The sequence below is a fragment of the Marixanthomonas sp. SCSIO 43207 genome (assembly GCF_019904255.1).
Classification (GTDB): Bacteria; Bacteroidota; Bacteroidia; order Flavobacteriales; family Flavobacteriaceae; genus Marixanthomonas.
Window position 1 is genome coordinate 2,043,769 of record NZ_CP063203.1, and the last position, 20,088, is coordinate 2,063,856.

22 protein-coding genes are annotated in these 20,088 nt (G+C 34.2%); 12 read left to right on the top strand and 10 right to left on the bottom strand.

Going from position 1 to position 20,088, the window contains the following annotated elements; all coding sequences use genetic code 11:
* Position 1: 1 nt before the first annotated feature.
* Positions 2 to 1,057: a contractile injection system tape measure protein gene (locus INR76_RS09550; RefSeq protein WP_223107683.1), complete on the bottom strand. Its 1,056-nt coding sequence runs from the start codon at positions 1,055 to 1,057 to the stop codon at positions 2 to 4.
* A 15-nt stretch (positions 1,058 to 1,072) separates the two neighbouring features.
* On the bottom strand, positions 1,073 to 1,510 hold the full coding sequence (locus INR76_RS09555) for a phage tail protein (protein WP_223107684.1): 438 nt from the start codon (positions 1,508 to 1,510) through the stop codon (positions 1,073 to 1,075).
* Between the two features lie 255 nt (positions 1,511 to 1,765).
* Between INR76_RS09555 and INR76_RS09560 the strand changes: the two genes are divergently transcribed.
* From INR76_RS09560 to INR76_RS09575, 4 genes are read left to right on the top strand one after another with little or no spacing between them, the layout of a single operon-like run.
* The gene (locus tag INR76_RS09560) at positions 1,766 to 2,122 is read left to right on the top strand and encodes a hypothetical protein (protein WP_223107685.1); all 357 of its coding nucleotides are present in this window, start codon (positions 1,766 to 1,768) and stop codon (positions 2,120 to 2,122) included.
* A 16-nt stretch (positions 2,123 to 2,138) separates the two neighbouring features.
* Positions 2,139 to 2,858 (top strand): hypothetical protein, encoded by a 720-nt coding sequence (locus INR76_RS09565; RefSeq protein ID WP_223107686.1) that lies wholly within the window; start codon positions 2,139 to 2,141, stop codon positions 2,856 to 2,858.
* A complete protein-coding gene (locus INR76_RS09570) occupies positions 2,819 to 3,595 on the top strand; it encodes a sensor histidine kinase (protein ID WP_223107687.1) in 777 nt (258 codons plus the stop codon). The genes INR76_RS09565 and INR76_RS09570 overlap by 40 nt, the downstream gene beginning before the upstream one ends.
* Positions 3,588 to 4,238, top strand: a complete 651-nt coding sequence (locus INR76_RS09575) for a response regulator transcription factor (RefSeq protein ID WP_223107688.1) — start codon at positions 3,588 to 3,590, stop codon at positions 4,236 to 4,238. The genes INR76_RS09570 and INR76_RS09575 overlap by 8 nt, the downstream gene beginning before the upstream one ends.
* Here INR76_RS09575 and INR76_RS09580 read toward each other — a convergent pair.
* Together INR76_RS09580 and panB are read right to left on the bottom strand one after the other, a co-directional pair.
* The gene (locus tag INR76_RS09580; protein ID WP_223107689.1) at positions 4,235 to 4,936 is read right to left on the bottom strand and encodes an RluA family pseudouridine synthase; all 702 of its coding nucleotides are present in this window, start codon (positions 4,934 to 4,936) and stop codon (positions 4,235 to 4,237) included. The two genes, INR76_RS09575 and INR76_RS09580, sit on opposite strands and share 4 nt — an antisense overlap.
* A gap of 114 nt (positions 4,937 to 5,050) precedes the next feature.
* Positions 5,051 to 5,869 carry a 3-methyl-2-oxobutanoate hydroxymethyltransferase gene (panB, locus tag INR76_RS09585; protein ID WP_223107690.1) on the bottom strand — a complete coding sequence of 273 codons (819 nt, stop codon included), beginning with the start codon at positions 5,867 to 5,869 and terminating at the stop codon, positions 5,051 to 5,053.
* Positions 5,870 to 5,938: 69 nt separating this feature from the next.
* On the opposite strand from panB, the gene INR76_RS09590 reads away from it, so the two are divergent.
* The gene (locus INR76_RS09590) at positions 5,939 to 6,397 is read left to right on the top strand and encodes a nuclear transport factor 2 family protein (RefSeq protein ID WP_223107691.1); all 459 of its coding nucleotides are present in this window, start codon (positions 5,939 to 5,941) and stop codon (positions 6,395 to 6,397) included.
* On the opposite strand, the gene INR76_RS09595 is transcribed toward INR76_RS09590, so the two are convergent.
* Positions 6,394 to 7,818, bottom strand: a complete 1,425-nt coding sequence (locus INR76_RS09595) for an L-serine ammonia-lyase (RefSeq protein ID WP_223107692.1) — start codon at positions 7,816 to 7,818, stop codon at positions 6,394 to 6,396. The genes INR76_RS09590 and INR76_RS09595 overlap by 4 nt on opposite strands.
* A gap of 57 nt (positions 7,819 to 7,875) precedes the next feature.
* Here INR76_RS09595 and INR76_RS09600 point away from each other — a divergent pair, with 57 nt between their 5' ends.
* From INR76_RS09600 to INR76_RS09610, 3 genes are all read left to right on the top strand, one after another.
* On the top strand, positions 7,876 to 8,292 hold the full coding sequence (locus tag INR76_RS09600) for a S24 family peptidase (RefSeq protein WP_255592573.1): 417 nt from the start codon (positions 7,876 to 7,878) through the stop codon (positions 8,290 to 8,292).
* Positions 8,289 to 9,581, top strand: coding sequence for a Y-family DNA polymerase (locus tag INR76_RS09605; protein WP_223107694.1), 1,293 nt, complete (start codon positions 8,289 to 8,291; stop codon positions 9,579 to 9,581). Before INR76_RS09600 ends, INR76_RS09605 begins: the two co-directional genes overlap by 4 nt.
* 114 nt (positions 9,582 to 9,695) lie before the next feature.
* Complete coding sequence (locus INR76_RS09610; protein ID WP_223107695.1) at positions 9,696 to 10,697, top strand: DUF4397 domain-containing protein; 1,002 nt, start codon at positions 9,696 to 9,698, stop codon at positions 10,695 to 10,697.
* A gap of 54 nt (positions 10,698 to 10,751) precedes the next feature.
* Here INR76_RS09610 and INR76_RS09615 read toward each other — a convergent pair whose 3' ends face one another.
* Positions 10,752 to 11,510: an SDR family oxidoreductase gene (locus INR76_RS09615; RefSeq protein ID WP_223107696.1), complete on the bottom strand. Its 759-nt coding sequence runs from the start codon at positions 11,508 to 11,510 to the stop codon at positions 10,752 to 10,754.
* An 80-nt stretch (positions 11,511 to 11,590) separates the two neighbouring features.
* On the bottom strand, positions 11,591 to 12,289 hold the full coding sequence (locus tag INR76_RS09620; protein WP_223107697.1) for a CPBP family intramembrane glutamic endopeptidase: 699 nt from the start codon (positions 12,287 to 12,289) through the stop codon (positions 11,591 to 11,593).
* Positions 12,290 to 12,449: 160 nt separating this feature from the next.
* Between INR76_RS09620 and dnaK the strand changes: the two genes are divergently transcribed.
* Positions 12,450 to 14,372: a molecular chaperone DnaK gene (dnaK, locus tag INR76_RS09625; protein ID WP_223107698.1), complete on the top strand. Its 1,923-nt coding sequence runs from the start codon at positions 12,450 to 12,452 to the stop codon at positions 14,370 to 14,372.
* Between the two features lie 69 nt (positions 14,373 to 14,441).
* Here the strand turns inward: dnaK and INR76_RS09630 are convergent, their stop codons facing one another.
* The 3 genes from INR76_RS09630 to INR76_RS09640 form a co-directional block, all read right to left on the bottom strand.
* Positions 14,442 to 15,134, bottom strand: coding sequence for a hypothetical protein (locus tag INR76_RS09630; protein WP_223107700.1), 693 nt, complete (start codon positions 15,132 to 15,134; stop codon positions 14,442 to 14,444).
* 275 nt (positions 15,135 to 15,409) lie between these two features.
* A complete protein-coding gene (locus INR76_RS09635; RefSeq protein WP_223107701.1) occupies positions 15,410 to 16,123 on the bottom strand; it encodes a Two component regulator three Y domain protein in 714 nt (237 codons plus the stop codon).
* A gap of 97 nt (positions 16,124 to 16,220) precedes the next feature.
* A complete protein-coding gene (locus INR76_RS09640; RefSeq protein WP_223107702.1) occupies positions 16,221 to 16,865 on the bottom strand; it encodes an alpha/beta hydrolase in 645 nt (214 codons plus the stop codon).
* Between the two features lie 36 nt (positions 16,866 to 16,901).
* On the opposite strand from INR76_RS09640, the gene INR76_RS09645 reads away from it, so the two are divergent.
* Genes INR76_RS09645 through menD form a run of 3 tightly spaced genes read left to right on the top strand, consistent with a single transcriptional unit; the run spans position 16,902 to position 20,088 of the window.
* Entirely contained in the window at positions 16,902 to 17,321 is a 420-nt protein-coding gene (locus tag INR76_RS09645; RefSeq protein WP_223107703.1) for a hotdog fold thioesterase, read from the top strand.
* Positions 17,322 to 17,327: 6 nt separating this feature from the next.
* A complete protein-coding gene (locus INR76_RS09650) occupies positions 17,328 to 18,395 on the top strand; it encodes an isochorismate synthase (RefSeq protein WP_223107704.1) in 1,068 nt (355 codons plus the stop codon).
* Positions 18,396 to 18,426: 31 nt separating this feature from the next.
* Positions 18,427 to 20,088, top strand: a complete 1,662-nt coding sequence (gene menD, locus INR76_RS09655) for a 2-succinyl-5-enolpyruvyl-6-hydroxy-3-cyclohexene-1-carboxylic-acid synthase (protein WP_223107705.1) — start codon at positions 18,427 to 18,429, stop codon at positions 20,086 to 20,088.

Consider the following 20,088-nt stretch of genomic DNA (forward strand, 5'->3'; position numbering starts at 1 on the left):
CTTACCATTTTACTGAAAATGGAGTTGTTTGCCAAGGCAAATTGATTTTGTGAATGTCAAAAGGAAGACTGCTTAGAAAAGCATCATCATTATGTTTCTTTACGGTCACGACAAGATTTTCCCTTAACATAAGTGTTCCTTCTCGTTGAAGTATTCTAGTTTGTAGTTCTGAAACTGTTTTAATTCCTTGAAAATTTAATTTTTTGATTACATTTTGCAAAAAGCTATTGCATGTTTCTTTTTCAAAGTCTGACAATTTTATAAAACGATCTATTGATTGATTGAGAGCAAAACCACAAATAAGTTTTTCAATTTGCATTTGAAACTCAAAAGAATGTTTATTTTGAGTTGCCAAATAATGGAGAGCGTGAGCTGCTCGCTGTTTTTTTTCAGGTAAAAAAACATTGTTTTTTAGATACTTCATATCTTTAAAAAGCGTCTCAAAAAATGGGTAGAGTAGGACCAATCCTGAATTGTATAAAACTACTTTTTTTAACTCTTTTTTGATGGGTGGAGTTGTAAAAAAAACCTTTTCATTTTTAGGTTTTTTTCGTTGTAATAAGATGGCAAAATTTAATAATTCTATTACCTTTTTTTTAGGGTGATATTTTGCAACCTTGGCAATAAGATTTTTAAATTTTGACTCAAAGTTTTGTTGATTATTTTCAGTGAATAATAGCTTCCAAAAAATAATTTTGTAACTTGTTTCAGAAAGAACAGCTGGTATTTTAATTTTATATAAAAGATCTGATTTAGACGTGTCTAAAAAATTTAAAAATATTAATTTAATTATTTGATTATCATATTGTAATATGATTCTATTTAAAGTATTAGTTTTATTTTTAATTTCGTTTGTAATTTCTGAATAAAACAACTTTTTATCTTCGCATTTGAATATAATTTCATCAAAATTTGGAATATTACCTGCCTTTTCTTCCAAAAAACCAGTCTCTAAAAACCCTATTAATTTGTTAGTTTCCTCACATTGATTGTTCAATTTTTTTGAAGTGATTTTTGATTGGTTTTTTACTTTTTTTTGTAGGGGTACTTGCTCCATTTTTTTGTCAATTTACTAGACTAGTTTAAAATAATTATAAGCCAATTCAACCGATTCAACAGCTAGGTTTTTATCGGTATATTTTGACCCTTTTATTTTCCATTTTACCGGGTAAGCATGAATGATGTTATAGGCCAAAATATTTGTAGTTTGATTCATTAATTTTATGTGAACATCAATTGGTGATAGCTTTTTATTTTCAATAGCATCTTTACACCAAGTGATGACTTTTTTATTTTTAATTAAACCATTTTTTAAAACAAGATTTGGAAATTTTTTTCGGGAAGGAAACGAATGTTTAAAATTTGTTTCGCCACGTTCTGTCAGTTTTTCTATATCCAGATCAACTGTTAAACCAGATATGCTTGTAAACTGAGTTTGTAAATCTTCGGCTTCATTTTCAAAAAAAGCAACATCAAGATGGAATGCTGTGTTTGTATCAGGTTTTGTCATGATTATTTATAACTCGTTACTTTATAACCTTTGGTTTTCACAAATCTATTTAGTCTTTCTGTGAAAAGGAGTAGGTAAAGAGCGGTATTAAAAACAGGATTTTCTTGAAAAATGAAAGGCTAAAACCTTTTTAAAACAAAGGGAAAAGCCTTTTCTGAAATAGGTTTTTTCCTGTTTTTTAAAATAAGGACTGTAGTATACTTGTAAATTTTATACATTGCCAGACCAACTAACTAACCAAATTTTATTTTAATAATGGCTAAACCAGCAAAATGCATTAGTGTTGATAGTGCGCGAGAATTACAAGATAATTGGGTGAATACAAGAGCTGTAGAAATAGAACAAGCTCAAGGTAGTGTTGATACACGAGAGTTTTTTTACTCAGTAGAAGAATTACAAGAATATCTAGATTATGTGAAAGATATGTCAACAAAACAAGGTATAACTAATCCTGGTATTCGTATATATTTTGCAGCTTATGATACTCAGTCTGATGATAAAGCAACAATCTTTCTGGCTCCAACAAATGGAAACACATCAAGCTCTAGTAACAACTATAGCATTGATCCATTAAATAAAGGAATGGGAGGCTGGCCGCCTACAAATTATTAATTTATTGTAACTCATTTTGAAAGAATTTTTATTGCATGTTATTCCAGTAACCTCTGTTGAGCTTTTGGCTGCTTGTATAGGGCTTTTTTATATTATCAACTATAAGGTTAACAAACCCACTAGATACTTCACGTATTTTCTTTTATTTACGGTTTTGGTAGAGGTAATAGGTTCGTACGCAGCTATAGCTTATTTTTCAGATTATAAATACTTTGGTTTTGTCAAGGGAACTTTATTTGAAGAAAACTACTGGTTATATAATTCTTATACCATAATAAGTTCATTTGTATATGTGAGTTTCTTTAAAATGCATCTAGAAAATGCAAATCACAGAAAAATTCTTACCATACTTTTAATTCTTTTTGTTGTGGGAATGGTTTTTGAATCTGTTTTTTCTGAAACGTTTTTTGTTAGTTACTCAGCATATGGTGAGATGATAGGTACACTTTTAATCTTGCTTTCAATTAGTTTATATTATTATCAATTATTGACAGGTGATGAAATATTAATCTTTAATACATCGCTACCGTTTTATATTTCCATAGGCGCTATTTTGCTACATTTGGTTTTAACCCCTATCTTTATTTACAGCAAATACTTTGATGCAGAAAGCCCCGAATTTGTAGAATTGTATAAAAGAATCCTCTTATTTACAAACCTATTGGTATATTTACTGTATAGTTTTGGGTTTATAATATGTCTAAAGAAGAAAGACTCCTCATCATATATTTTATAGTTATCCTAACGTTTATAGTTGGGATTTTTCTATTCTTTTTTATTGTCTTTCAACGTCGTAAAAATAAGCTACTACTTAAGCAAGCCGAACAACGAATTAAATTTGAAAAGGAAATTTCAAATTCAAAAATTGAAATTCAAGAACAGACTTTTAAAAATATTGCTTGGGAGCTTCACGATAACATAGGTCAATTACTTTCAGTAACCAGTATTCAGCTCAATATGATGTTGAGTACCTCTCCAGAAGAATTTAAAGACCAACTTATAGAAACCAAATCTGTAGTACAAAACACAGTACAAGAAGTACGCAACTTAAGCAAAACTCTTAATAATGATGTGGTGTATAAAAACGGGCTGCTAGGTTCGTTAAAGTTTGAACTTGAACGGTTTAATCGCTTAGATTTTTTAAATGCTGAATTGAAAATAAGCGGAGAACAACAAGAAATTGACCGCACAAAAGAAATTGTAATTTTTAGAATTCTTCAAGAATTTTCTACCAATGTTTTAAAACATGCGCGCGCAACAGAATTATTTGTACATTTAAACTATACCAAAACCAATTTGATAATTGAAGCAAGTGACAATGGAGTAGGTTTTGACACAACGCAAAAAAAAGGAAATTCTGGAATGGAGACTATGAAAAGTAGAGCACAACTGTTAAACGCAGATTTTTCAATAGAATCTGAACCAGATAAAGGAACAATATTACGCTTAAACTACCCCTACAATAATGAATAAAACTACCTCAAACCGTATTGTAATTGTAGATGATCATTCTCTGTTTGCAAGTTCACTTGAAAAATTAGTAAACTCTTTTGAAAACTTCACAGTATTATATCACGCCAAAAATGGGAGAGATCTTCAACAAAAACTAGTAACCGAACCCCATTTGCCAGAAATTATATTGCTAGATTTAAATATGCCGGTTATGGATGGAGCAGAAACCATGGTTTGGCTCAATGAAAACCATCCAGAAATCAAGGTGTTGGTTTTAACAATGGAGGATGATGAGTCAAAAATATTAAAAATGCTTTGCAACGGTGCAAAAGGATATTTACTGAAAGACATTCATCCAGACAAGCTTAATAAAGCTTTAGATGAAACACTTACCAAAGGCTATTACCATTCTGAAAAAGTAGCTAAAACCCTGTTACATTCCTTAAACGCTGAAAAGAAAGAGCAGCCGGTTTTTAAAGATCGTGAAATAGATTTTATGCAATTGGCTTGTAGTGAATTAACCTATAAAGAAATTGCAGATAGAATGAATTTAAGTCCAAAAACTATTGATGGTTATCGTCAAGACCTTTTTAATAAACTGGATGTAAAAAATAGAGTAGGGTTGGTTTTATATGCCTTAAAACACAATATCTCAAAAATTTAAATACAAGCATTCCATAACGAATCATTAGGTACCGGTGCAGAGATGGTAAGTTTTTCTTTTCTTACAGGATGAATAAAAGTAAGTTGTCTAGAATGTAAATGAATACTTGCATCTTTATTGCTTCGGTCAAAACCATATTTTAGATCACCTTTTATTGGGCAACCTATCGCAGAGAGTTGAGAACGTATTTGATGGTGACGGCCTGTCTCTAGGTTAATTTCTAACAAAAAATAGGTGTTTAATTCTTTTATTAATCTGTAATGAAGAATACCTTTTTTACTATTGGGTACTTCATTAATGTGTGAATATGATTTGTTTTGTTTTGGGTTACGTTTTAAATAATGAACTAAAGTGTCAACATCTTTTGGAGGTCTATTTTTAACTAAAGCCCAATATGTTTTTTCAGTATCTCTTTCAGCAAAAAGCTTATTTAATCTTGACAAAGCTTTTGAAGTTCTAGCAAAAACGACAACCCCACTGGTAGGTCTATCTAACCGATGCACTACGCCTAGGTAGACAGCTCCCGGCTTATTGTATTTTTCGGCAATATATTCTTTTACTACCTCAGATAAGGGTTTGTCGCCGGTTTTGTCACCTTGAACAATATCGCCTGCTCGTTTATTGACAATAAGTAAATGATTGTCTTCAAAAAGAACCTGAAGATTATTTTTTGTACTCAATTCTTTTGTAGAACTCATAGTAGTAGAACTAAAACTGTTAAGTGATGAGATGGCGCTTAAAGATGAAATTTGAAGTGAGGAAGTAAGCGTAAAAAATTACGTGTTTCTTGCTTTTACAAAAGTTTCACGTTTTTAATATTGCTCTTTATCATTAGGAAAATCACCACTTTTTACATCATCAATGTATTTTTTAAAGGCATTGGTCATTTCGGCGTATAAGTCAAGATACCGTCTTAAAAAGCGTGGGTTAAATTCGTGTGTCATCCCAACCATATCGTGAGTTACCAAAACTTGACCGTCTACACCGTTACCTGCACCAATACCTATGATTGGTATGGTTAATTCTTTGGCAACTTCGGCAGCTAGCTTTGCGGGAACTTTCTCTAGTACAATTGCAAAACAACCTATTTTTTCAAGAAGCTTGGCGTCTGCTTTTAGTTTTTCGGCTTCTTCTTCTTCTTTTGCGCGAACGGTATAGGTTCCAAATTTATAGATAGATTGTGGTGTTAAACCTAAGTGACCCATAACAGGAATACCTGCATTTAAAATACGCTTAACAGATTCTTTTATTTCTTTTCCGCCTTCTAGTTTTACTGCGTGACCGCCACTTTCTTTCATTATTCTAATAGCTGAACGCAATGCTTCTTTTGGGTCGCTTTGATAGCTTCCGAAAGGAATATCAACAACAACCAAGCTACGTTCAATTGCTCTCACCACAGAGCTGGCGTGATAAATCATTTGATCTAGCGTAATGGGTAAAGTAGTTTCGTGACCTGCCATTACGTTTGAGGCTGAGTCTCCTACCAAGATAACATCAATACCAGAGCCATCTACAATTTTGGCCATGGTAAAATCATAAGCGGTAAGCATAGAAATCTTTTCACCTTTCTTCTTCATGTCTACCAATGTTTTGGTAGTGATACGTTTGTATTCTTTTTTTGCGATTGACATAGATTTTTTTGTAACAAATTAGACTATAAAAGTACTAATTTTGATAACCAATCTCTTAATAATATGATTATGACACGTTTTTTATTCGTTTTTTGCCTCTTTTTCTCTTCTTTTTTAGTTGCTCAAGAATCCTTTTCTGAAAAACAAGCAAAAGGATTGATTGATACTTTTTTTGAAGGGTTTCATGAAGGTGATACCTTGAAAATGAAATCTGTTATGGCAGAAAACATGGTGATGCAAACTGCATACACAGATAAGGACGGAAATAATAAAATAAACACTGGAGATGCTTCCGGTTTTTTAAATACAATTGCCAATAGACCTGAGAGTCAAAAATGGGATGAAAAACTTTTGAGTTATAAAATAAGCATTGATGGAAACTTAGCTCACGTTTGGACGCCTTATCAATTTTGGTTTAATGGACAATTAAGTCATTGTGGAGCCAATGCGTTTACCTTAGCAAAAACACAAAAAGGCTGGAAAATTATTCATATTATTGACTCCAGAAGAAAAGAAGGGTGTAATTAACAGTCGCTCATATTAACTCGTACAGCAAGACCACCTTCACTAGTTTCTTTGTACTTATTACTCATATCTTTTGCTGTTTCCCACATAGTTTCAATCACTTTGTCTAACGGTACTTTTGCAGAAGATGGGTCACTGTCTAGTGCCATCTCACAAGCGTTTATTGCTTTAATCGCTCCCATAGCATTTCGTTCAATACAAGGTATTTGTACCAATCCTGCAATTGGGTCACAGGTTAGACCCAAATGGTGTTCCATTGCAATTTCTGCAGCCATCAAACATTGTTCAGGAGTACCTCCCATTAATTCGGTTAACGCTCCTGCAGCCATAGATGAAGAAACGCCTATTTCGGCTTGGCAGCCACCCATAGCAGCTGAAATTGTAGCACCTTTTTTAAACAAGCTTCCTATTTCACCCGCGACTAGCATAAACTTACGAATATCACTAAAATTTGCATCGTGATTTTCAATAACCATATAATACATTATAACCGCTGGAATAACACCGGCACTTCCGTTTGTAGGAGCTGTTACCACTCTTCCTAAAGAAGCATTTACTTCGTTAACAGAAAGAGCAAAACATGATACCCATTTTAATATTTGGCGAAACTTTACCTCAGTACTTCGTATAGCTTCTATCCATTCAGTAGCATTACTGTAAGGAGTATCACCTATTAGGTTTTTATGCATTTCAAAAGCTCGCCTTTTTACATTAAGACCACCCGGTAGTTTTCCTTCTGTATGACAGCCTACATACATGGAGTCAAGCATTACATTCCAAACTTTTTGAAGACCTTCGTTAATCGCTTCTTCTGAACGAAGTGATTTTTCATTCTCCAAAACCAGTTCGCTAATGGTTTTCCCTTCGGCTTTACAGTTTGATAATAATTCTACACCGCTGTGAACCGGGAACGGAAATTGCGCAAACTTTTCTTCTTTCATGCGTTTGCGCTTGCGTTCCTTTTTAATAACAAATCCGCCACCAATAGAATAAAAGGTGGCAGTTTTTTTTGAACCGTCTTTTAAATAAGCGTGGAAGGTAATCCCGTTTGGGTGAAATTCTAAAAACTTCCTGTTGAATTTGATGTGTTCCTTTGGATTAAAATCAATTTCTCTTTCATCATTCAAGCGCAACTTGTGGTTTGAAGTAATAAAATCAATAGTTTCGTCAATTTTTTCAATAGGAAAAGTTACCGGGTCAAAACCGCAAAGGCCGAGCATTGCGGCTACATCTGTAGCGTGACCTTTTCCAGTAAGAGAAAGTGACCCATATAGATTCACTTGAACTTTTTCTACTTGGTCAAAATGTCCTTTTTCTATCAATTCACCTACCCAACGTTCTGCTGCACGCCAAGGTCCCAAAGTGTGTGAGCTTGAAGGTCCCACACCAATTTTTAACATATCAAAAACACTAATACTTTCCATAGGCTATATTATAACACAAATGTAAATTTTCTTTCATAGATTTTTGTTGAAAACTATATGGAAATAATCCTATTTTTATATGGATTATTTCCTAATTTTGTTTGTATGGAAATCACAACATCTGGAAAATTACAAAAAGTTAAAAATCGTCATGCGCCTGAAGTTTCAAAGCAGACGGGCTTTCCTAGTGCTGCTACACATTACCTAGAAGCACCTATAGACTTGCACAAAGAGTTGATGCACAATCAAGATGCTACTTTTTTTATTCGTGTAGATGGTGATGGGTATTATGAGTATGGCATTCATCATAATGATGTGTTGATTATAGATCGTTCTATTGATGCCGTTGCTAATCGGTTAGCTTTGGTAGTGAAGAACGGCGAATTTTTATTGATTAGAATTTCAGAAAACACGCCAGAAGAAGAATACATTTTATGGGGTGTTATAACCTATATAATTCATTATGCACTATGATTGCCATGATTGATTGTAATAGCTTTTATGCTTCGTGTGAGCAAGTTTTTCGCCCAGATTTATGGGGAAAACCCGTTGTGGTGTTAAGTAACAATGACGGTTGTATTATTGCAGCCAATAAGGAAGCCAAGTCTTTGGCACACATCCCTATGTTTGAACCTGTTTTTAAGATAAAAGAACAGTTGATAAAAAATCGTGTCACTTTTTTTTCATCAAATTATACTATGTATGGCGAGATGTCACAGCGTGTGATGAATATTTTAAAAACATTTTCGCCTATGGTTGAGGTATACAGTATTGATGAGTCTTTTGTAGAATTGAGAGGAATGAAACACGTCAACCTTGAAAGGTATGGGCACACAATAAAAGATACCATAAAGCAATTGACGGGGCTTCCGGTGGGTGTAGGCATTGCGCCAACAAAAGTTTTGGCAAAATTAGCCAATAAAATGGCAAAAAAACTTGAAAAGTATGATCACGTTTGTGTGATTGATTCTGAAGAAAAACGAATAGCAGCTTTGCAATGGGCACAAACCAAAGACGTTTGGGGATTGGGGAAAAAACACGTAGAACGTCTAAAAAACATACACGTGTACACAGCATATGAGTTTACACAAAAACCGTTGGCGTGGGTTAGAAAAGAAATGACAGTAGTGGGAGAACGATTGTGGCGAGAGCTTCGCGGAGAATCTTGTATAACGTTTACGGTTGCGCCAAAACCCAAAAAAGGAATAGGAACCGCAAAATCATTCGGGAAAAAACTAGAGCGATTAGATCTCATAGAAGAAGCTTGTGCCTATTATATAAGTGAAGTAAGTGAAGTTTTGCGGGCTCAAAACTCGTGTGCAACGTACATTCAAGTGTTTGTGCATACCAACTACCACAGTAATGTAGATAAACAATACGCTAATAGTATAACAGTCACGATGCCTATTCCTACTAATGATACATTTCAATTAATTTCTGAAGCGAGAAAAGCATTACACGAAATATATAAGCCCGGTTATCGATACAAGAAAGTAGGTGTTAACTTAAGCGGAATCATTCCGCAAGAATATGTGCAAGGAAACTTATTTCAGCAGCCTTCAAAGCTTAATAATAAAGAACTTATTAAAACCTTTGACAAGATTAATAAAAAATACGGAAAATCTACTGTAGCTTCAGCTATGACTGGTACACGAAAAGAAGAGTGGGAACTTATTAAAAAAGAACGTAGTCCTCGTTATACAACACAATGGAAAGAACTGCTTAAAATCAAGGCTATTTCGGCTTCATCTGTACAATTGTAATGTGTATCTGTTTGTAAAGCAAAGAGTTGTGTTTTGTTAAACATTTTATAAAAAAACTTAAACAAAATAAATATTTCATATTTTAGTAGCGTAAAAAACTAAAAAACAAAAACTATGAAAAATTTATTTTTACTCAGTATTTCTTTGCTCTTATCTTTCTCAGTCTTTTCACAAACGGCTAGAGTACAGGTAATCCATAACTCTCCAGATGCTTTGGCAGCAGAGGTAGATGTTTATGTAAATTCAGACCTAACGCTAGATGATTTTGCATTTAGAACTGCAACACCATTTGTAGATTTACCTGCAGGAACCGAAATTGAACTTTCTGTTGCACCTGCAAACAGTTCAGATGTTGGTGATGCTGTATTGACAGTACCTGTAACATTAACTGAAGATGAAACTTATATAGTAGTGGCAGATGGGATAGTAAGTCCTACAGGTTATAACCCAGCTCCACCACTAACATTGCAAGTATTTGCGATGGGAAGAGAAGCGGCTTCAAACGGTGCTAACACAGACGTATTGGTGCACCACGGATCAACAGATGCTCCAACGGTTGATGTATTTGAAACAGGTGCAGGAGCAGGATTAATTGTGGACGATATCTCATATTCTGAATTTCAAGGATATTTAGAATTACCAACTGCAGACTATGTAATTCAAGTAAATGATGCAACCGGAACAACCGGCGTAGCTGCATATGAAGCACCTTTAAGTACTTTAGGTCTAGATGGAGCTGCAATTACAGTATTAGCTTCAGGATTTTTAGATCCTACTCAAAACTCTGACGGTCCGGCTTTTGGATTATATGTTGCATTGCCAGCAGGTGGACCACTTGTTGCACTTCCGGGAGCTACCTTGGGTGTGAATGATGTAAATAGTGCTGCGATAAGTATTTTCCCAAATCCGGTAAAAAATCAATTAACGATTGCCGGTATAGAGTTAGCAAATTTTGATGTGAATATATATGACGTTCAAGGACGTTTGGTTATAGATAATTCTTCAAATATTAATGGAGATCAAATTGATACATCGAGTCTCAGTTCAGGGATGTATTTGTTAAGAGTGACTAATGGTAACGAGATTTCAAAGACCATTAGGTTTGTGAAACAATAATATAGTTTATTGTTTAATATTCAGCTAAATGCCTGCATATTCTGCAGGCATTTTTTATATAGCGGTACTACTGATTCCTCCATCTGCTTGAATATTTTGTCCTGTGATATAAGAGGATTTTTCCATAGCTAGGAAAGCTATCACGTGAGCCATTTCACTTGCGTTGGCAACTCGATTTAAGGGAGTGTGTTTTAAAATAGGTGTGATACGCTCTTCAATTTCTAAAAGATTTTCGGTCAAAGGAGTCTTTGTAAACCAAGGGGACACAGCATTGACACGAATGTTATCTTTTGCCCATTCAGTAGCTAAGTTCTTTGTCTGCATGACCAATCCAGCTTTTGACATAGCGTATGGTGAACCTGTACCTACATCAAGAGTGGCAGCTACAGATGCAACATTTATGATAGATGCATTTTTAGATTGTTTAAGAAAAGGATATAGTTTTTTACTTAGATGAAATGGAGCTGTCATATTAATAGAAATGATTTTTGACAACTCTTCATCAAGATAGTCTAATGCAGATTTTCGAATGTTGATACCTGCATTATTTACTAAAATATCTAGATTATCCCAACGATTTTTAACTTCAGAAAAAATAGCATTGATTCCATCTTTTTCAGAAACATCACTTATTACGCCAAATGCTTTATACCCTTGGTTTTGTAGTTCTTTTTCAAAAGATTTTACATTGTTTGCATTTCTAGCTGTAAAAACAACTTCGGCACCCAGAGATAAAAACTCCATAACGGTTGCTTTACCAATACCTTTTGTACCACCGGTAACAACTACTTTTTTATTGTTAAGATTCCACATAATCTTGTAATTAATTGTGCTTTTCAAAATACACAATACAGAGGGTTTTTCAAAAAGGTTGAAACAAATTAAAAATACATTTATGTAATGAATACATATTTTAAGAATAGCATAATTACAATTACAAATGCATTGTTGACAAAATGAAGTAGGATAGGCCAGAGTAAAACTCCTGTTTTCAATTTTAACCACCCCGCAACCAATCCTAAAATTATTCTAGGGATGATAAGAGTAAATAGAGCTACATTCAGTAAGAAAGAATCTACATAATTGTAGATATGAGCCATTCCAAAAATTACTGAACTTATTAATAACACAGTAATAACCTGTTTATTGAGCAACCTTAGGATGGTACTAAGGTGTTTTCTTGAAACAACTTCTTGTAACAAATAATAAATGGCTACAAAAAGACCTATCATTATTAAAAATCTAATATACCAATTGGTGATTCCAGCCGAGAAATACATAAACGAAAAACTAAGCCAGCCGCTTATAAAGAGAAGTATATCTTCATAACTGGGTCTAATTAATGAACGAAACATCATTTCTTCATAAATGGGTGCAATAATTACAGCCGAGATAATTAATTGAAACGGTTGGTTGTTAAGCATATCGGTTAACCGTTCTTGCTTGTATTCATTATTTACAAGATCAGGAAACCAAATTGATAGAACCCCAATTACAGTAAAAAATGTAAGATAAAATATCCAAACTGCTAAGTAACTTTTTAAAACCAAGGTTGCTCCTTGTTTTGCGGTATATGATTTGGTTGTCGTCATATGATGGGGAAACTACAAAAATAGGCTAATTTAAATATTTTAAATCTGTCACATTTTATTAAAAAATATGACACCCTGTCATAAAGTTTTTGATGGCATAATCATTGACTTATTTATGGCGAATTAAATTTTGAATTAGTAAAAAATAAATATAACACTTATGAGTAAAATAATTGGAATCGACTTAGGTACAACCAACTCCTGCGTTGCCGTTATGGAAGGTAGTGAGCCAACGGTAATACCTAACGCCGAAGGAAAACGAACTACTCCCTCTGTAATCGCCTTTGTGGAAGGTGGCGAAATTAAGGTTGGTGACCCAGCAAAGCGTCAAGCGGTAACAAACCCTAAAAAGACCATATCTTCCATAAAAAGATTTATGGGAAATAAATTTTCCGAATCACAAAAAGAAATAGACAACGCTGCATATGATGTAGTTAAAGGTGATAACAATACACCGCGCGTTCAAATTGACGATCGCATGTATACGCCACAAGAATTAAGTGCAATGATTCTTCAAAAAATGAAGAAAACTGCAGAAGATTATCTTGGGCAAGATGTAGACCGAGCAGTAATTACTGTGCCGGCATATTTTAACGATAGTCAGCGTCAAGCAACCAAAGAAGCTGGTGAAATCGCTGGTCTTAAGGTAGAACGTATTATCAACGAACCTACAGCGGCTGCGTTAGCATATGGACTTGATAAAAAAGACAGTGACCAAAAAATAGTTGTATTTGATTTTGGTGGTGGTACACACGACGTTAGTATCCTTGAATTAGGTGACGGCGTTTTTGAAGTACTTTCTACAGATGGTGATACACATTTAGGTGGTGATGATGTAGATAGTAAAATCATTAACTGGTTGGCAGATGAGTTTCAGAAAGAAGAAGATATGGATCTTCGTAAAGATGCAATGGCTCTTCAGCGTTTGAAAGAAGCTGCAGAAAAAGCCAAAATTGAACTATCATCTTCAACCCAAACTGAAATTAACTTACCATATGTTACTGCTACAAGCAGCGGCCCAAAACACTTAGTAAAAACGTTAACCCGTTCTAAGTTTGAGCAGTTAATTGATGACTTAGTAAAAAGAACAATCACTCCTTGTGAAAAAGCACTTAAAGCTGCCGGATTATCAAAGAGTGACATAGATGAGATTATCTTGGTAGGTGGTTCAACACGTATTCCTGCTGTACAAGATGCTGTTAAAAATTTCTTCGGAAAAGCAGCTAGCAAAGGAGTAAATCCAGATGAGGTTGTTGCAATTGGAGCAGCTATTCAAGGTGGAGTGTTAACAGGTGATGTAAAAGATGTATTGTTACTAGACGTAACGCCACTTTCATTAGGTATTGAAACAATGGGAGGCGTAAATACAAAACTTATTGAAGCCAATACAACCATCCCAACTAAGAAAAGTCAAGTGTTCTCAACTGCGGCAGATAATCAGCCAAGTGTAGAGATTCACGTGTTGCAAGGTGAGCGCCCAATGGCAGCTGATAATAAAACAATAGGACGTTTCCACTTAGATGGAATTCCACCAGCGCCAAGAGGAACACCTCAAATTGAAGTAACTTTTGATATTGATGCCAATGGTATCATTAAAGTAAGTGCTGAAGATAAAGCAACTGGTAAGAAGCAAGATATTAGAATTGAAGCTTCTTCAGGATTAACAGAAGAGGAAATCGAGAAAATGAAACAAGAAGCAGAAGCAAATGCCGAAGCTGATAAAAACGCAAAAGAAAAAGTTGATAAAATCAACGAAGCTGATGCGATGATTTTCCAAACTGAAAAGCAACTTAAAGAATTTGGTGATAAATTATCTGATGATAAGAAAAAACCAATTGAAGATGCTTTAGAAGACTTGAAAAAAGCCTACGAAACGAAAGAAGTTGAAACCATCCAACCAGCCTTGGATAAAATCAACGAAGCGTGGAAAACTGCTAGTGAAGAGATGTACAAAGCCCAAGCAGAAGCTCAACAAGGTGGTGCTGCCCCAGGCGGTGATGCCGGAGCGCAACAAGGTGCTACAGGCGGATCTTCAGAAGAAGGTAGTGATGTAGAAGATGTAGACTTTGAAGAAGTAAAATAATTCTGAAGTTTAATAACCATAAAAAAACCGCAACTTATTTAAGTTGCGGTTTTTCTTTTTACACCTATTTTATTCATCAATTTTAGTTATTGAGTAACCATCTGTATTAAATATTTTTTCATCAACATATCCTTCTGAAATATTTATAATACGAATCACAACATCTGCTCGGTCAGTCTTACTTTTTAGTTGTGAGAGTAGGGGCAAACCTTCTATCCCAAATTGATCAAAGAGCTCAAGATCTTTGGTATCTTTACCAGAGCCTACAGATTGATAGGCTAGTAGACTACTCATAGTAAGTTCAATAGTATTTGACACCCAGAGATTGGCAGTGTATTCTTCATTTTCTGCTATTACTTCTTGAGTTGTAAATCCTTGAATTTCTTTTATTCTACCTGAATACTTTAACTTAGTTCTAGGGCCGGTTCCATAATCACGTAAAGCAAAGTGCATACCCGGCCAGTATTTTAAATTCATAGGCAAAATATAACCTCCCTTTTTATTATGTTGTTCAAATAACCCCGTAATGGTAGAGTCTTTAACATTAAATACAAGACGTAAATCTGGTTGGTTTCTTTTTGAGTGAATTAGTAACGCTGTTTTCTCTTTTCCGAAGTAATATGAAAGCGTATCACTGCGTTTGTTACCGTTTTGATACTCTAGCGAAACAACTAAGTCAAAGCTTCCATTAAAAGATTGTGCGAGTAATTGATTGGAAATTAAACTGAAAAAGACAATAAGGGATATGTAAGTTTTTATCATAACAAAAGTGATGTATCTCAAGATACGCCTTTTAGTTATTTGATAACAGATGTTTTTTTGTCATAAAAACCTCACATAGATTGGTCGAAACAAAAAAAGAACGGCCCTTAGTAGAGAGCCGTTCAAACCAAATAAATCAATTAGCAACTAAACTAATTAATTAATGCAATAGTATATATTTAATTTTTTTAAGCAAAGTCCTTTAACGGTATTTTTTGAATTTTATCTATAGTGGGAAATTTTATTATTATGAATTTTCTCACTAATGAACATTCTTAATCTTCATCCTCATTTCGTTCTACAGCAATGATACTGTTTGCCGGAGTGGTAATTGTTGGTTCCTTTGTAAGGTCTAGAGTTGCTCCAGAGTTTGATAGCAATACAATTGAAAACATTTCAGGGTTTGTAAAGTTATTTTCGGCTACCATTAACTCTTTAAGGTTGTTGTTTTGGGTTAATTCGGTTGGTAATATTCCGCTTAATTGATTATCAAATACATTAAAAACCTCTAATGAATTAAGGTTTTTAACCGTAGCAGGAATGGCCCCATTAAATTTATTACTGCTTAAGTGTAGTTGTTTTAATTGAGTTAAATTTCCTATAGATGCAGGAATGGTTCCACTTAAGTCGTTACTATTGAATGCTAAAATTTTCAGGTGTTTCAGGTTTCCGATAGATGAAGGAAGTTCACCACTAATTTTATTAAATGATAACTCTAGGGTTTCAAGGTTGGTTAACTTTTCTATTGAAGCTGGAATAGTTCCTTCTACATTATTAAAAAGAAGTGTAATACCTGTAACCTTACCGTCTTCAATTGTAACACCTTCCCAATTTGAAATAGGTTTATCTAGTTGCCATGGAGTGTTCCAATTATCACCATTGGTCGCTTGGTAAAAATCAATAAGAGCTTGTTTTTCAACAGAACTTATTTGAGCAAATAACGTGCTGCAATATGCTGTAACTAAAACGAATAGTAGATATTTTTTCATAATTAGGGGCTTTGGTTTTCTTACAAAACAGCATAAAGAAACTTCTTTTTTTGCTTAACTGCAAAAAAAATCGATGAAATACACTTTTAAATATAAATTACTGGGTAGCAATTTGTTGTAAAAAAGCTGTGTTAACCTCGTGAACCCCTTCAAACACGGTGATCTTTAAGTTATTGCCAAAAAGAGCTGTACCTTTTAATTGTTCTTCGGTTTTTTTGGCCTCAGTAATGTAAGGATCATTATCACCATATAAATAGGTTACTTGCGTTTCTGAACTTAAATAATCAAAATCATCAGCTTTTAACTCAACCGGTATGCCTCCTGAATGCAATAGTAAATAATCGCATTGTATTTTTCTACTGGCGAGCCATCGAGCAGCAATAGAAACACCTTGAGAGTAACCCATAACAATAAAGTTGGGGATTACATCTGGTTTTTCTTGTTCCCACACAGCATCTACATATTTTAAAACATTTTTTGTTTCGGCTTGCGTATTTTCCTTGGTGAGCCAAGAAGCGCCTACGTGCTTAAAATTTGAACCTTGATAATATTTTGATGGAGCTTGTGGAATGATGATGAAATTTTCTTCAGGATTAAGGTGTTTAAAATATTTGGCAAAATACCTACTTAAGTAGCCTAAACCGTGAAAGGCAATCCAAACATTTTTGGTTTTTGAAGTTAGTGTATTTACAGTTGTATAGGTATTTGTTGTAGTATATGAAACCTCTTTTTCGCTGGCCATTTCAATTTTGTATTTTTACAAAAGTAAATGAAACCTATGAAGTACACCAAAGAAGAAATACTAGATGGTTTAAAAAAAATGTGTAAAAACACATTGATGGAAACTTTAGATATCGAGTTTATTGATGTTACCAATGATACCTTAATAGCAAAGATGCCTGTAACCCCAAAAATACATCAACCCGATGGCGTTTTGCACGGCGGCGCTTCGGTAGCACTTGCAGAGAGTGTAGGTAGTGCAGCAGCTTTTATTTTTTTAGATTCTGAAAATGTAAGCATTCGCGGAATCGAAATTGCAGCCAATCACGTAAAAAGTGTTCGAGATGGGTATGTGTATGCTCATGCAAAAGTCTTGCATCAAGGACGTACTACTCAATTATGGCAAATTAAAATTGTTAATGAAAAAGAAGAATTGGTTTCTTTGGTTAAATTGACTACATTAAGCCTTGAAAACTAACTGCTAATGAATCTACAAATACTCACTGAAAAAATATCTGACCACTATAAAAAAGGAAAGCCTTTTGTTTTATATTCACTGCCAGAGAGTGATTCAGTAGAACTTTTACTTCAAAAAAACTCCAAAAAATATACATCAGAAACCTTTGATAAAAAAGGGATCGTCATAGCTCCTTTTAATTATAAAGGAAAGACTGTATGTATTCCCTTACAAGAATCTAATCATTTTGAAGCCCAATTAGGTAGTGATCAAATAGAAAAAAAATCTATTGATGCAACATATACCGCTTTAGAAAAAGAAGATTATATGCGTTTGGTGGCAAAGGCTATTCATGGCATTAACCACAAAAACACGCATAAAGTTGTTGTTTCTAGAAAAAAAGAAATATCGATTACTGAAATGAACTTTGAAAAGCTTTCACAACGTTTGTTTAACCTATATCCAACAGCTTTTCGTTACATATGGTATCATCCTGAAACGGGTCTTTGGTGTGGCGCAACGCCCGAAGTCTTATTGCAAACAAACGGAACATCCTTTACAACAATGGCTCTTGCGGGAACCAAGAAAATTGAAAACGATCAACCACCTTTATGGACTCCAAAAGAAAAAAATGAGCAACAAGTAGTAACAGACGCTATAAGCAATTGTTTACAAAAAGTAACCTCAGTATTGCGAGTTTCAAAAACATACACACATGAAGCCGGTTCTTTAGCGCATCTACGAACAGACATTACAGGAATGCTTAAAAATAACAAAACTACACTTTCAACAATTACCGCTGCATTGCACCCTACACCTGCAGTTTGTGGTACGCCATTATCTGCAGCAATAGATTTTATTGAGAAAAATGAAAATTATAAACGAGAATTTTATACCGGTTTTATAGGTTCAATTGATGATAAAGACTCAATATCTTGCCTGTATGTAAATCTTCGCTGTATGAAAATTGAAGAAAACAAAGCTTCTTTATATGTAGGTGGCGGAATTACCTTTGATTCTCAACCCGAAGAAGAATGGGAAGAAACTCAAAATAAATTGCAAACAATGCTTCAGGTACTGCAACCAATGCTTTAAAATTGATTTTTCTGTTTGTACCTTTGTAGTAATGAACTTTTCTGAAAAACCCCTCTCGCAAACCGTAACACAGTTGTGTTTAAACAAAGGTATTACTGAAATAGTAATTTCTCCAGGATCTAGAAACGCTCCTTTAATTATAGGATTTACTGAAAATCCAAATTTTAATTGTTTCAGTATTGTAGATGAAAGAGCTGCTGCTTTTTTTGCATTAGGGATGGCACAACAAAGTAAAAAACCGGTTGCATTGGTATGTTCTTCGGGTTCGGCTTTGTTAAATTATTTTCCAGCAGTAGCCGAAGCTTTTTACAGCGATATCCCACTAGTAGTGTTATCTGCAGATAGACCTCCGCATTTATTAGAAATTGGTGATGGGCAAACCATTCAGCAAGAAGAAGTTTACGGTAAGCACATATTATACAATGCCAATTGCAAAGCAGAAGCTGAGGCGCAAATACATAATGAAACTTCTATAAATACTGCCTTAAACACAGCTATTGAGTTGCAGGGGCCTGTCCATATCAATTTACCATTTCATGAACCTTTATATAAAACCGTCAATGAACCAGCTGTGATACCACAGAATGTTCCGGCACGGCTACCTTCAGAAGAAATTCCTGAGAATATTAATGAGATCAAGGAGCAGTGGAGTACTAGTAAAAAAATAATGGTGTTGGTAGGGGTTTTAGCTCCCAATAGTATTGAAGAAAAATATATAAACGCTTTAGCTGAAGATGAACGTATTTTGATATTAACTGAAACTACGTCAAATTTACACCATAGTAAATTTGTATCAGCGATTGACCAGCTTATTACTTCGTTAACCGAAAGTGAATTTGAGGCTTTACAGCCTGATATACTTCTTACTTTTGGTGGGATGGTGGTTTCAAAAAGAATTAAAAAGTTTTTACGTAGTTATCCGCCACAAAAACATTGGCATATCGATGTAAAAAAAGCATATGATACGTATTTTTCATTGAGTCAACATATACAAACATCACCTAATACTTTTTTTGAAAACATACTACCAAGTCCTCAAACTAATAGTACGTATGAAGAAACCTGGTTGGCAGTTAGAGATAAAAAAGTAGAGCGATATAAAGATTTTATTACAAAGGTTCAGTATTCTGATTTTAAAGCCTATTGTAAACTTTTTAATTATATACCAGAAAACACACAACTTCAAATTGCAAATAGTGCCGCAATACGGTATGCACAACTCTTTGAACTACCTTCATCTGTAGCAGTTTTTTGTAATAGAGGAACCAGTGGTATTGACGGTAGTATAAGTACAGCTGTTGGAGCAGCTTATGCTTCAAAAGTACCAACAGTAATGCTTACGGGTGATTTAAGCTTCTTTTATGACAGCAATGCACTTTGGAATAACTACATACCTAATACCTTCAAGATTATACTAATAAATAATAGTGGTGGTGGTATTTTTAGGATTTTACCCGGTGCCAAAGAAACAACATATTTTAACCAGTTTTTTGAGACTCAGCATCAACGTACAGCAAAACAGTTCTGTGCAATGTACAATATTGATTATGCTTGTGTAACGAGTGATGAAGTACTAGATACGGCTTTAAACAGTTTCTTTTCAAAAGCAAAAACACCTGCTTTATTAGAAATTATTACACCTCCAGAAGTAAATGATCAGGTACTTTTAGATTATTTTAAAGCAATTAAATAG

What these genes read in the sequence shown, in the direction of transcription:
- INR76_RS09575 (WP_223107688.1), top strand. Translation starts at nt 3,588, where the DNA reads ATGAATAAAACTACCTCAAACCGTATTGTAATTGTAGATGATCATTCT.
- INR76_RS09580 (WP_223107689.1), bottom strand. Translation starts at nt 4,936, where the DNA reads ATGAGTTCTACAAAAGAATTGAGTACAAAAAATAATCTTCAGGTTCTT.
- INR76_RS09650 (WP_223107704.1), top strand. Translation starts at nt 17,328, where the DNA reads ATGAATCTACAAATACTCACTGAAAAAATATCTGACCACTATAAAAAA.
- INR76_RS09610 (WP_223107695.1), top strand. Translation starts at nt 9,696, where the DNA reads ATGAAAAATTTATTTTTACTCAGTATTTCTTTGCTCTTATCTTTCTCA.
- INR76_RS09615 (WP_223107696.1), bottom strand. Translation starts at nt 11,510, where the DNA reads ATGTGGAATCTTAACAATAAAAAAGTAGTTGTTACCGGTGGTACAAAA.
- INR76_RS09620 (WP_223107697.1), bottom strand. Translation starts at nt 12,289, where the DNA reads ATGACGACAACCAAATCATATACCGCAAAACAAGGAGCAACCTTGGTT.
- INR76_RS09560 (WP_223107685.1), top strand. Translation starts at nt 1,766, where the DNA reads ATGGCTAAACCAGCAAAATGCATTAGTGTTGATAGTGCGCGAGAATTA.
- INR76_RS09555 (WP_223107684.1), bottom strand. Translation starts at nt 1,510, where the DNA reads ATGACAAAACCTGATACAAACACAGCATTCCATCTTGATGTTGCTTTT.
- INR76_RS09605 (WP_223107694.1), top strand. Translation starts at nt 8,289, where the DNA reads ATGATTGCCATGATTGATTGTAATAGCTTTTATGCTTCGTGTGAGCAA.
- INR76_RS09635 (WP_223107701.1), bottom strand. Translation starts at nt 16,123, where the DNA reads ATGAAAAAATATCTACTATTCGTTTTAGTTACAGCATATTGCAGCACG.
- INR76_RS09550 (WP_223107683.1), bottom strand. Translation starts at nt 1,057, where the DNA reads ATGGAGCAAGTACCCCTACAAAAAAAAGTAAAAAACCAATCAAAAATC.
- INR76_RS09640 (WP_223107702.1), bottom strand. Translation starts at nt 16,865, where the DNA reads ATGGCCAGCGAAAAAGAGGTTTCATATACTACAACAAATACCTATACA.
- INR76_RS09590 (WP_223107691.1), top strand. Translation starts at nt 5,939, where the DNA reads ATGACACGTTTTTTATTCGTTTTTTGCCTCTTTTTCTCTTCTTTTTTA.
- panB (WP_223107690.1), bottom strand. Translation starts at nt 5,869, where the DNA reads ATGTCAATCGCAAAAAAAGAATACAAACGTATCACTACCAAAACATTG.
- INR76_RS09645 (WP_223107703.1), top strand. Translation starts at nt 16,902, where the DNA reads ATGAAGTACACCAAAGAAGAAATACTAGATGGTTTAAAAAAAATGTGT.
- INR76_RS09630 (WP_223107700.1), bottom strand. Translation starts at nt 15,134, where the DNA reads ATGATAAAAACTTACATATCCCTTATTGTCTTTTTCAGTTTAATTTCC.
- INR76_RS09595 (WP_223107692.1), bottom strand. Translation starts at nt 7,818, where the DNA reads ATGGAAAGTATTAGTGTTTTTGATATGTTAAAAATTGGTGTGGGACCT.
- INR76_RS09570 (WP_223107687.1), top strand. Translation starts at nt 2,819, where the DNA reads ATGTCTAAAGAAGAAAGACTCCTCATCATATATTTTATAGTTATCCTA.
- INR76_RS09600 (WP_255592573.1), top strand. Translation starts at nt 7,876, where the DNA reads ATGGAAATAATCCTATTTTTATATGGATTATTTCCTAATTTTGTTTGT.
- dnaK (WP_223107698.1), top strand. Translation starts at nt 12,450, where the DNA reads ATGAGTAAAATAATTGGAATCGACTTAGGTACAACCAACTCCTGCGTT.
- menD (WP_223107705.1), top strand. Translation starts at nt 18,427, where the DNA reads ATGAACTTTTCTGAAAAACCCCTCTCGCAAACCGTAACACAGTTGTGT.